This window comes from Pseudoalteromonas sp. BZA4, assembly GCF_040104395.1.
Lineage (GTDB): Bacteria > Pseudomonadota > Gammaproteobacteria > Enterobacterales > Alteromonadaceae > Pseudoalteromonas.
Genome location: NZ_JBECOT010000023.1, coordinates 52315 through 62801, shown reverse-complemented (window position 1 = coordinate 62801; position 10487 = coordinate 52315). Strand labels below are relative to the sequence as shown.

Annotated in this window: 13 protein-coding genes and 1 rRNA gene; 5 read left to right on the top strand and 9 right to left on the bottom strand. The window is 41.6% G+C overall.

Going from position 1 to position 10487, the window contains the following annotated elements; translation table 11 throughout:
• Window positions 1-116: ribosomal RNA gene (locus ABMY41_RS11480) — 16S ribosomal RNA — on the bottom strand; the annotation flags it as partial.
• Between the two features lie 559 nt (window positions 117-675).
• Between ABMY41_RS11480 and ABMY41_RS11475 the strand changes: the two genes are divergently transcribed.
• On the top strand, window positions 676-1209 hold the full coding sequence (locus tag ABMY41_RS11475; protein ID WP_058583694.1) for a gamma carbonic anhydrase family protein: 534 nt from the start codon (window positions 676-678) through the stop codon (window positions 1207-1209).
• On the opposite strand, the gene ABMY41_RS11470 is transcribed toward ABMY41_RS11475, so the two are convergent.
• Together ABMY41_RS11470 and aroE are read right to left on the bottom strand one after the other, a co-directional pair.
• Window positions 1206-1460, bottom strand: coding sequence for a DUF1488 domain-containing protein (locus tag ABMY41_RS11470; protein ID WP_175080899.1), 255 nt, complete (start codon window positions 1458-1460; stop codon window positions 1206-1208). The two genes, ABMY41_RS11475 and ABMY41_RS11470, sit on opposite strands and share 4 nt — an antisense overlap.
• The gene (gene aroE / locus ABMY41_RS11465; protein WP_349274689.1) at window positions 1457-2281 is read right to left on the bottom strand and encodes a shikimate dehydrogenase; all 825 of its coding nucleotides are present in this window, start codon (window positions 2279-2281) and stop codon (window positions 1457-1459) included. Before aroE ends, ABMY41_RS11470 begins: the two co-directional genes overlap by 4 nt.
• Before the next feature lie 41 nt (window positions 2282-2322).
• Between aroE and ABMY41_RS11460 the strand changes: the two genes are divergently transcribed.
• The 3 genes from ABMY41_RS11460 (at window position 2323) to ABMY41_RS11450 (ending at window position 4950) form a co-directional block, all read left to right on the top strand.
• Complete coding sequence (locus ABMY41_RS11460; RefSeq protein WP_054554758.1) at window positions 2323-2754, top strand: group II truncated hemoglobin; 432 nt, start codon at window positions 2323-2325, stop codon at window positions 2752-2754.
• An 81-nt stretch (window positions 2755-2835) separates the two neighbouring features.
• Complete coding sequence (locus tag ABMY41_RS11455; protein WP_175080901.1) at window positions 2836-4431, top strand: methyl-accepting chemotaxis protein; 1596 nt, start codon at window positions 2836-2838, stop codon at window positions 4429-4431.
• A gap of 66 nt (window positions 4432-4497) precedes the next feature.
• The gene (locus ABMY41_RS11450) at window positions 4498-4950 is read left to right on the top strand and encodes a hypothetical protein (protein WP_175083305.1); all 453 of its coding nucleotides are present in this window, start codon (window positions 4498-4500) and stop codon (window positions 4948-4950) included.
• Here ABMY41_RS11450 and hemF read toward each other — a convergent pair.
• From hemF to ABMY41_RS11420, 6 genes are all read right to left on the bottom strand, one after another.
• The gene (gene hemF / locus ABMY41_RS11445) at window positions 4947-5897 is read right to left on the bottom strand and encodes an oxygen-dependent coproporphyrinogen oxidase (RefSeq protein ID WP_349274688.1); all 951 of its coding nucleotides are present in this window, start codon (window positions 5895-5897) and stop codon (window positions 4947-4949) included. The genes ABMY41_RS11450 and hemF overlap by 4 nt on opposite strands.
• A gap of 2 nt (window positions 5898-5899) precedes the next feature.
• Window positions 5900-6466 carry an L-threonylcarbamoyladenylate synthase gene (locus ABMY41_RS11440; RefSeq protein ID WP_252949306.1) on the bottom strand — a complete coding sequence of 189 codons (567 nt, stop codon included), beginning with the start codon at window positions 6464-6466 and terminating at the stop codon, window positions 5900-5902.
• Between the two features lie 34 nt (window positions 6467-6500).
• On the bottom strand, window positions 6501-7070 hold the full coding sequence (locus ABMY41_RS11435) for a type I DNA topoisomerase (protein WP_058583687.1): 570 nt from the start codon (window positions 7068-7070) through the stop codon (window positions 6501-6503).
• Between the two features lie 71 nt (window positions 7071-7141).
• A complete protein-coding gene (locus tag ABMY41_RS11430) occupies window positions 7142-7615 on the bottom strand; it encodes a DUF494 family protein (RefSeq protein ID WP_054563780.1) in 474 nt (157 codons plus the stop codon).
• Window positions 7608-8705 (bottom strand): DNA-processing protein DprA, encoded by a 1098-nt coding sequence (dprA, locus tag ABMY41_RS11425; protein WP_175083303.1) that lies wholly within the window; start codon window positions 8703-8705, stop codon window positions 7608-7610. The genes ABMY41_RS11430 and dprA overlap by 8 nt, the downstream gene beginning before the upstream one ends.
• A 30-nt stretch (window positions 8706-8735) precedes the next feature.
• Window positions 8736-9854, bottom strand: coding sequence for a LysM peptidoglycan-binding domain-containing protein (locus ABMY41_RS11420; protein ID WP_054563778.1), 1119 nt, complete (start codon window positions 9852-9854; stop codon window positions 8736-8738).
• Window positions 9855-9972: 118 nt separating this feature from the next.
• Here ABMY41_RS11420 and def point away from each other — a divergent pair, with 118 nt between their 5' ends.
• A complete protein-coding gene (gene def, locus ABMY41_RS11415; protein WP_054554770.1) occupies window positions 9973-10482 on the top strand; it encodes a peptide deformylase in 510 nt (169 codons plus the stop codon).
• The last annotated feature ends 5 nt before the right edge of the window (window positions 10483-10487 follow it).

The following is a 10487-nucleotide window of genomic DNA, read 5'->3' as shown; positions in this document are numbered from 1 at the left end:
TCACCCGTCCGCCGCTCGACGCCAGAGGTGCAAGCACCTCTTCGTTTCCGCTCGACTTGCATGTGTTAGGCCTGCCGCCAGCGTTCAATCTGAGCCATGATCAAACTCTTCAATTAAAAGTTTTTTGTTTGAAGTAAACTTCAAACCATGCTCAATGAATTCTGATTTTGATACCTTTCGATATCGAATTGACTATGAAGTCACTCAGTTACATTTGAGACTCTAAATTTGTTTGCGTTACTTAGTAAACTAAGCTTCGCTGTTAGAACTCAATCTGTACGAGTGCCCACACAGATGATTGCTTTATATTGTTAAAGAACGTTGCGACGTTGTCGCTAGGGATGCGTATAATACACCCTTAATTTTTCGAGTCAACACTTAATTTCAAACTTTCTTTCGATTATTTGAAACCCAAGTTTCACTTAACTCTCTGCTACGTTGTTCAGCGCCTTTCGTTGCTGCCCGCCGTGTCAGTGGGGTCGCATTATAGGGAGATGGATTTTTTACGCAAGCACTTTTTTCAATAAAATTTAAAAAAACTTACTGTTCGCTCAGCTTTTGAACTAAACACCCTAAAACTGGGTGTTTTGCAGTCAATTTAGGCCTGTTTTGGTGTATTTATTTGCTTCGCTGTTACACTAGACTGAGCGCATTTTAAAATTAAAAGGTGAATTTATGACTATCCGTTCTTATAAAGGGATCACTCCGACATACGATAATAGTGTTTATATTGATGAGTCATCGGTTTTAGTGGGTGATATATCGCTTGGTAAAGATTCAAGTGTATGGCCTCTTGTTGCTGCGCGAGGCGATGTTAACTATATACGTATTGGTGAACGTACGAACATTCAAGACGGCAGTGTTTTACATTTAACTCGTGCCTCTAAGTCAAACCCCGATGGCTACCCTCTTATTATTGGTGATGATGTCACTGTTGGTCATAAAGTTATGCTACATGGCTGCCAACTTGGTAATCGTATACTTGTTGGTATGGGCGCAATAGTAATGGATAACGCAGTTGTTGAAGATGATGTGATCATTGGTGGTGGTTCACTGGTACCACCTAACAAGCGTTTAGAGTCTGGTTACCTCTATGTAGGTAGCCCTGTTAAACAGGCTCGCCCTTTAACAGAGCAAGAGCGCGCCTTTTTAAAAATCTCTGCTGATAATTATGTTCAGCTTAAAGATGAATACTTAGCTGAAGGCTAAAACACTTCGGTTAATTCAATTTGTCCTGCCGAGTTATACTGCTCATCTTCGATCAGTTGCTCGGCGAGCTCTTCGTAATCGAAACGATAAGATTCAAAGTAATTAACCGCACTGCTTTGATCTGCAAAATCATACTTGCTGGTATCAATAACACACTCCACCATCAAGCCACTTACTTGTGCGAAGAATACCAACTGCTTTTCTTCAGGCTTCAATTCGAGTCTGTCTATAAATTGGATAGCTTGATTCACGTAATTTCTCCTGCTTTAAGCGCGGTAACAACGGGAATAATTTCTGGCATTTTATTGCGCCATACAAAATAAGCTTGTGCTGCTTGGCCAACTAGCATGCCACAACCATCGAGTGTTAAACATGTTGGGTTAATCGACTTAACCCAACTGATAAATGCGGTATCGTCATTGGCGTAAAACATATCGTAAGCGCACTGACACGTAGCAACATGGTCTTCAGCTATACCCGGCAGGTCTCCAGTTACACTACTTGAGGTTGAATTAATCACCACATCATAGTTGTTTGCTGGGATATCATTTAAAGCAAAGCCCTGTACATCTATTTCACCATTAAAATGACTCGCTAGTGCCTTTGCTTTTTCGGCGGTACGGTTGGCTATTGTTAAGCTTTCGATATGCTCATTCAATAATGGCTGAATGACACCTCGCGCTGCACCACCGGCGCCAATAAGAAGAACTCGCCGCCCTTTTAAGGTGACATTATTAGCTAAAAGATCTTTAACAAGTCCTACACCATCGGTGTTATCACCCAGTAGACTGCCATCTTCAAGCTGTTTAATAGTATTTACGGCTCCGGCAATTTTCGCTTGCTCTGTTAGTTCATCGACCATGGCAAACGCTTGCTCTTTAAACGGCAAAGTGACATTAGCCCCTTTACCACCAGCAGCGAAAAACTCAGCGACAGTTTTTTCAAATGCATCTGTTGGTGCTAAAATGGCGCTGTATTGTATTTGCTCGTTTAATGATGCAGCAAATTGTGCGTGTATTGCGGGTGATTTCGAATGTTTTATTGGATTTCCAAAAACCGCGTATTTGTCCATAGTGAAGCAACCTCTTCGCCCTGTAGAGCTTTATTAATATTATGATTAAACGACTTTTTTCTAAATCGAAACCAACGCCTGAAACACCTACCCCAGAAAAAACACCTTACGAAATTATTGGCGGTGAAGCAGGAGCTCGAGCAATTGCAAATCGATTTTACGACATAATGGCCACAGATGAATACGCCAAACCATTATATGATATGCATCCTCAGCCTTTAGATAGAATTCGCCAAGTCTTCTTTGAGTTTTTATCTGGCTGGCTGGGCGGTCCTGACCTATTCGTTGAAAAATATGGTCACCCAATGCTAAGAAAGCGTCACATGCCTTTCCCTATTGATCAAGACTTACGTGACCAATGGATGCATTGTATGAATAAAACGCTTGATATCGAGATTGATAACCCACTACTTCGCGAAGGGTTGAGACAGTCGTTATCGCAACTCGCCAGCCATATGATCAATCAAAACTAACTAAGCTTTGCGCTATATCAATGTACGCTTTTTCTAAATAAAGATAATAAATTTTCCTTAATTTAGAAAAAGCGTCGTCGAATGAAGTCTATCCAATTTAAAATTTATGCCTTGTTAGCACTAACAGGCGTATTGGTATTATTTGCCAGTATATTTAGTAGTGCCCAGCAACAACATGAATTAGCAAGAGATACCGTTGAAAGCAACATAAAACTGCTTGCCGATAATTACTTCGATTCTATTAACACCATGATGCTAACTGGCACTATGGCTAATCGCGAAATTCTAAGTACTAAATTAAGAAGCCATCCTAATATTGAAGACGCCCATATCATTCGTAGTCCAATCGTTAATAAAATTTATGGGCCTGGAAATGCCAACCAAGTTGCGACTAACGATGCTGAGCGAAAAGCACTAACAGGCACTGAAGCACTATTTATTGATAATCAAAATAGTACGATGACTTATCTAAAACCTATGTTTGCTCGCAGTGACTATAAAGGAACAAACTGTTTAGGCTGCCATCAAGCACAAGAAGGCGATGTGTTAGGTGTAGTAAAAATTAGTTATTCGTTGGCTGATATTGAGCAAGAAGTATCGCAAAACACCTTAATGAATACGCTACTATTAGCGGCCATTTTCATTTCGGCTTTCTCACTACTAGCAGTGATGTTTAGAAAAATTTTCATCAAACGCTTAAAAGTCATTAGCCATACTATGCACTTGGCAACCACCAATAAAGATTTAAGCCTCACGGTAGATGACAGTAATAATGACGAGCTTAGCTCTCTTGCCACCAGCTTTAATCACATGATTGGTGCGTTTAAAGATAATATTGCTCAAGTTTCTCATTCTTCTAAGGTATTGATCCACTCTGCCGAAAGCATTTATGCCTCAGCGGATGCAACCGAGCAAGCGATCTTAAAGCAAAAGCAAGGGACAGATTCGGTCGCTGCCGCCATCAATGAACTAGAAAGCTCATCAAGCGAAGTTAAAAACACCACCCATTTTGCATCTGAAAAGTCAGAGCACAGTAATCAACTTGCACAACAAAGCTTACATGTTGCTGAGCACACTGAGCAAAGTATTAATCAACTTGCGGCAGATGTTAGAGCAGCTGCCGAGCAAGTAAGTCAACTGCAAACCCAAACGTTAGACGTTGGTAAAGTACTCGAGGTGATCAGTAGCATTGCCGAACAAACAAACTTACTTGCACTTAATGCAGCCATTGAGGCGGCTCGTGCTGGTGAAGCTGGCCGAGGCTTTGCTGTGGTAGCCGATGAAGTACGTACTTTAGCGACCCGCACCCATGACTCAACCGACGAAATTCGCCGCACTATCGACAAGCTACAAAGTGAAGCGGCACAAACAGTTAATACCATGAATAACTCTTGCGAAGAAGCAGACGAAAGAGCTGTGCAAGTTAAGCAAGTAGCTAAAGCATTACGTGATATTTCTTCACAAATGAGTGAGATAAACCAACTTAACGTGCAAATTGCTGATGCTACTGAACAGCAAAACCTCGCGGCTGAAGAAATTAACCAAAGTGTTATCGCAATTAGTGACAATGCCGAGCACTCATTAGTCGATGCCCATGAAAACCAAAAAGTCAGTGAAGAGCTGTTGTCGTTAGCTCGTTCACTGGATGAGCAAGTAAGACGCTTTAAATTAAGCTAAATTGCGCGCTTTTCGTGCAACTGCTAGAGTTGTTATATGCATTTCATAGTAAATAAGGATGTTTAAATGAAATTTATAACAACTCTTTTAGTCTGTATTGGAATTATTGCGGCGCTATTATTTACCTATCAGCACAGCGTTAACAATACGGCTGATCAACTAAGCACTGTTAATGAATATATTTTTCATGATGATATTCAACAGATTGCTCAATCTCTTCTCAGCCAAGATAAAACATCACAAAGCGATAAGTATGAACAAAGTATTGTTGGTGGTTTTGATAAGCTTATTCAGCACCCTGAATATTTTGAGGTGAAACTTGATTTCTATGCCTGTGATATCAGTCAATGCTTAACACAGGTTAGCGCCCCCATTGATACAACACCTGATAAGCTAAAGATATTAAAAGCAGAAGTGCTATTTAGTGTCTTGGCAGAGCTGCCAAGCAGTGACAGTGTTGCCACCCTCGTAGAGGGTGACAACACAATGTTGGTTCGAGTGGTTTCAATACTCGATTAAAGCTGCCACTGGCGTGCAACTAAATCAGACTCTTTGCTATTTAACCAATCTTGCGGGCGTAAATAGTACTGATACAGCTTAGCTTCTGGGCTATCTGCAGCAGGTACATAGTTATATTCCCAACGAGCTAATGGTGGCATCGACATTAAAATAGACTCAGTACGGCCACCCGTTTGTAAGCCAAATAATGTGCCGCGGTCCCAAACAAGATTAAACTCAACATAACGACCACGACGATACAATTGAAAGTCGCGTTGCTGATCGGTTGTTGGCGTGTCTTTGCGGCGCTCAATTATAGGAAGGTAAGCATCTAAATAGCCATTTCCTACCGCCTGCATAAAGGCAAAGCTTTGTTCAAAGCCAAGCTCATTTAAATCATCAAAGAATAAGCCACCAACACCACGTGTTTCACTGCGGTGTTTTAGATAAAAGTAATCATCACACCAGTTTTTATATTTATCATAAACCTCTGCACCGAATGGCTGACATAAATCGCTAGCCACCTGATGCCAATGTTGTACATCTGCAAAAACAGGGTAATAAGGGGTTAAATCAAAACCACCACCAAACCACCAAATTGGCTCTTCGCCTTCTTTTTCGGCAATAAAGAAACGGACATTGGCATGGCTAGTTGGAATATGTGGATTATTAGGATGGATCACTAATGACACACCACATGCATGAAAGCTACGACCAGCGAGCTCTGGACGATGTGCTGTTGCTGATGCTGGCATTGACGCGCCAAATACATGCGAGTAGTTTACCCCACCCTGTTCGATGACATTACCACCTTGGATAACACGAGTACGACCACCACCGCCTTCTGCACGTTGCCAATTGTCTTCAACAAATTTTGCTTTGCCGTCAGCATTTTCAAGGCCCTGACAAATTGTATCTTGTAAGGCCATTAAATAGGTTTTAACTTGTTCGAGTAGCTCGCTTTGCATGTTTATCCTCTAAATACTTTACCGGTCGCTGCGTCTTTAATCACACTTGGTTGGCTGTTGCCACCTAACGGCTCATCAACATAAAAATCTACTGTGTCTGCAAATTCGCTTTTCGCTTGTACGATAGTCATTACAGTTTCTTGACCGGTTAAGTTTGCACTTGTTGAAACCAACGGCTTACCAAATTGCTGACACAGGGCTTTTACCGTTGGATGATCAGTAACACGTACCGCAATAGTATCAAACTGGCCTGTTAGCCACTTTGGCGTTTCTTTTGCTGCTGGCATCACCCAAGTGATAGCACCTGGCCATTGTGAAAAGATATCAGCACGTTTATCCATCGGGATTTTGGCATCATCTACATACTTTAATAACTGGCCATAATTGTCAGCAATTAAAATTAAGCCTTTTTCTACAGGGCGTTGTTTGATGGCTAAAAGCTTTTCAACCGCAGCTTGGTTATCAGGATCGCAACCAAGACCAAAAACAGCTTCGGTTGGGTAAACAATTACACCGCCTTGCTGCAAAGCGTCAATTGCATTGGCTGGTTGTGCAACAGGATCAGACAAAGAAACTCTCCTAAATAAACAAATTACAAGTGCATTAAGATTCGACTAACTTATGCATACACGACTTCTGCGGGCATTGTAACACAACACCTGAAGCTGTTTTCTTTTCGGTCATAATTGGCCACTGGCAGGCCGGGCACTCAGTCGCCACAGGTTTGTGATTAAGGGTATATTTACAACGCGGATAGCCATCACAAGAATAAAAGGTTTTGCCAAACTTATTATTACGCGCAACCAGCTGGCCTTTTTTGCATTTAGGGCAAGCAGGTAATTGAGGGGCATCGTCAGGCTCTTCATCATGAGCAATGTAATGGCACTCAGGATAGCCGGTACACCCAATAAACATACCGTAGCGGCCATTTTTAATTACTAATGGCTTACCACACTCTGGGCAGGCACTGTCTTCGAGTACTTTTATTTGTTGGCTATCGTGATGAGCTAATGGGCGGATAAAGTCACACTTTGGGTAACTGGCACAGCCTAAGAACGGCCCTGACTTTGAGTTGCGCATAACCAATTCAGAACCGCATTTAGGGCAAACCTCATACTCTTTTTCGAGTGCATGTTTATCTGCAGAAAAAAGAGAATGGTCGATTTTACTCATAAGATTCCTTTGGGGTTGGCTAATTTTCGCCTAATATACCCAAACTCAACAAAGATACAAGCAAAGTCGAATTAATGTAATACATCGGCTGGCTCGTCAAATATTAAGTCTTCCATTTGTGCGTAAGCTTGCTCTGACCCTGGTACATTAAATAACACCATAAGCACTACCCACTTTAGATCTTCCAAAGAAATAAATGGTTTATCTAGAGCACAAAGCCTATCTATCACCATTTCGCGAGTTACGGTGTTAATTACACCTATTTGCTCGATAAACATTAAAAAGCCGCGACACTCAACACTTAACATTTGGCATTCACTATCAGTGTAAATACGCATAGCATGTTGTGGTTGGGCATTAAGGTACGGGTAGATATCGCTTTGTTGTAAGTCAGCAAGTTGCTCTAGCCAATCAAGGGCTTTGTAGATTTCAGGTTTATTGAAGCCAGCACGAACCAACTCATCGGTAAGTTCGTTCTCTTCAGTAAAGATTTCAGCTTCACTATGGATATAGTTTTCAAAAAGATACATGAGGATGTCAAACATGTTTATGTCCTCCTAGTCTTATATAACCATCTAGTACTCGTTCGATTTTATCTGCGAGCTCTAGGTCGAGTAACCGAGCTTGTACTTCGTCTACAGGTAATTGGCTGCGCTGTGTTATTTGATCAACACTTGTTACCTCATACCCTATACTTTTGAACACTGGGCAGTCGGGTTCATCTGCAATAGGCTGTTCTATACTATATAGACTGTTTTCACAGAAAAAGCTCACTTCATCAAGAATATCAGTAATATTTTCTGTCAATTTAGCGCCTTGCTTAATTAAAAAATGGCTTGCCTCTGATAGTGGGCTTTTTATCGAACCCGGCACGGCAAACACCTCTTTATTTTGCTCAAGCGCATAGCGCACTGTCACCAATGAGCCACTTTTAATTTGCGCTTCGACAATCAATACACCTAATGACAACCCAGAGATAATGCGGTTTCGGCGCGGAAAATTAGCGGCATTAGCAGCCGTTCCCGGTAAGAACTCAGAAACCAACAAGCCCCGCTCAGCAACCTGTTTAATGAGTAAGCGATGGCGTTTTGGATAAGCAATATCGATACCCGTACCAAGTACGGCAATCGTATTGCCTGACCCTGCTAATGCGCCTTTATGGGCTGCACCATCAATTCCCATAGCCATACCTGATGTCACCGTCATGCCAACAGCAGAAAGTTGATGGGCAAACTCAGCAGCGACTTCAAGCCCTGTCGGTGTTGCATTACGGCTACCGACAATTGCTATTTGCGGTGACAGTAGTAGATCCGTATTACCTAAACAAAATAATAAGATAGGTGCACTGGCTATTTGTTTGAGTAAAGGCGGATAGCTGCTATCAAAATAGCTTATGACTTTGATTTTAAGTCTTGCTATTAATTCTTGGTAGTGGGCTACTAACTGCCAGTCAGTATTAACTAAGTTATCGGCTTGGCTTTGTGATAAACCCAGTTGCTGAAGCTCTAAACTAGATAGCTTAAATAGCTCATCCAGTGGCTGTCTTTGACTTAATGCAATAAGGCTTTTTATTCCAAGCCCTTTACATAAATAAAAGGCAAGCCAATGGGATAGCTTGCCTGAAACCTGTGCCATGCTCCCTCCTTAGAGCGCCCAAATTGTGAGTTAGTTTATAACTGCATAATCTCCAACTCGGATCGGGTGCTGATTCTTAACAATCAATGCATAGCTAACGTTGTCATATACCTTAAACACCATTAACTCACCGACTTTTTCCTTTGGCATGTGCCATACATTACTGTCTTCGTCGCTTTCAATTCCTAACACATCATTTGCATCAGTCATGAATTTCTCAAGACTGTTTGAATCTTCGCGGTAACGCGGACCATTGCGGCCGTCATACACTTCAGGTGATTGACGCTGAATATCAAGTACAAAACCTGGTTTCACTTGGTCTGAACCTAAGTTTAGTACAACAATGTCCATGGTACTAAATTCACGCATTTCATTAGCTGCGGCGATAATAGTGCCATCTAAAGTAGCTTCAGGGCGTTTCATAGTGAAATAGGCTGGCAACATTTGCCCTTCCATCGCCGGCATTAAAAAGTCATGCGGCTTAATTTCTTGTTTTACCAGTTCAACTTTAACTGAGGCAGGTACGCCGTTTTCTACGTCACCGCTTCTAAATGCGCGAACAATCGCCACTAATTCCGCTTTATTCGCTAGTACTTCATTGGTATTTGGATCAACAAGATCATTGCCTTTACGGTATACGCCATAAGCTTCGTTAAGTGTTAAGTCACCTTTAACGTAAAGCGTATGGCCCATAGTATTCATTTTGGTATTAACACTGGCACCCAAAATATATGGTTTTTGTGCAATAACATCGGCGCTAATCGCTTGCTCATAACTCAAATATGGGCGCAGCAACTCCAAAGGCAACGTCGGCACTGCTTGCTTGCCTTTTGGTGTAATTCGCCCTTCTGGAGAGAGTTTTTTATAACGCGCATTTTTAACTAAACGAGGATTTCCGTCTTTATCGTAAATTAAAGTGAGCGCATCACCCGGGTATATTAAATGCGGATTCGCAATTTGCGGGTTCATTTGCCATAAATCAGGCCATTGCCAAGGTTCATCAAGATACACGCCCGAGATATCCCAAAGCGTATCGCCTTTTTTGACAACATATTGTTTTGGTGCATCTTTTTTAATTGTTAAAACATCAGCAGCTACCGGAAAAGCACAGCTAATGGCTAACAAAGCCGCAACTAGTGGGTATCTCATTTGGCTTCCTTGAGTTGTTTTTAGATTATTATCGACCAAAACCTGTTAAAGGTGAACACGAATGGCTAAAATAAGAGCATACAATACCCTAAATGAATCACAAGTGTAAAAGGTAACTATGGCTAGGTTAGAAGTTTTGAGATTTCCGGATGAGCGTTTACGTACAATCGCGAAAGAAGTACCAGAAGTAAACGATGAAGTTCGTCAAATCGTCAAAGACATGCTTGAAACTATGTATGACGAAAACGGTATCGGCTTAGCAGCGACGCAAGTAGATATCCACCAGCGAATTGTGGTGATCGACGTATCTGAAGAGCGCGACCAACCGTTAGTGTTAATCAACCCAGAAATCACCAAAAAAGATGGTTCAACTGTGAGTGAAGAAGGCTGTTTATCTGTTCCTTACTCATACGCAAAAGTTGACCGCGCAGAAACAGTTACTGTTAAAGCGCTTAATGAAAACGGTGAAGAGTTTAGCCTTGACGCTGACGAGCTATTAGCGATTTGTATTCAGCATGAGCTTGATCACCTTAAAGGCACCCTATTTATTGATTATCTATCGCCTTTAAAGCGCCAACGTATCCGTAAAAAGCTTGAAAAAGAAGCTAAGCTGGCTGCTAAATCATAAGTTAA

What these genes read in the sequence shown, in the direction of transcription:
- ABMY41_RS11475 (WP_058583694.1), top strand. Translation starts at nt 676, where the DNA reads ATGACTATCCGTTCTTATAAAGGGATCACTCCGACATACGATAATAGT.
- aroE (WP_349274689.1), bottom strand. Translation starts at nt 2,281, where the DNA reads ATGGACAAATACGCGGTTTTTGGAAATCCAATAAAACATTCGAAATCA.
- ABMY41_RS11460 (WP_054554758.1), top strand. Translation starts at nt 2,323, where the DNA reads ATGATTAAACGACTTTTTTCTAAATCGAAACCAACGCCTGAAACACCT.
- ABMY41_RS11455 (WP_175080901.1), top strand. Translation starts at nt 2,836, where the DNA reads ATGAAGTCTATCCAATTTAAAATTTATGCCTTGTTAGCACTAACAGGC.
- ABMY41_RS11450 (WP_175083305.1), top strand. Translation starts at nt 4,498, where the DNA reads ATGAAATTTATAACAACTCTTTTAGTCTGTATTGGAATTATTGCGGCG.
- hemF (WP_349274688.1), bottom strand. Translation starts at nt 5,897, where the DNA reads ATGCAAAGCGAGCTACTCGAACAAGTTAAAACCTATTTAATGGCCTTA.
- ABMY41_RS11435 (WP_058583687.1), bottom strand. Translation starts at nt 7,070, where the DNA reads ATGAGTAAAATCGACCATTCTCTTTTTTCTGCAGATAAACATGCACTC.
- ABMY41_RS11430 (WP_054563780.1), bottom strand. Translation starts at nt 7,615, where the DNA reads ATGTTTGACATCCTCATGTATCTTTTTGAAAACTATATCCATAGTGAA.
- dprA (WP_175083303.1), bottom strand. Translation starts at nt 8,705, where the DNA reads ATGGCACAGGTTTCAGGCAAGCTATCCCATTGGCTTGCCTTTTATTTA.
- ABMY41_RS11420 (WP_054563778.1), bottom strand. Translation starts at nt 9,854, where the DNA reads ATGAGATACCCACTAGTTGCGGCTTTGTTAGCCATTAGCTGTGCTTTT.
- def (WP_054554770.1), top strand. Translation starts at nt 9,973, where the DNA reads ATGGCTAGGTTAGAAGTTTTGAGATTTCCGGATGAGCGTTTACGTACA.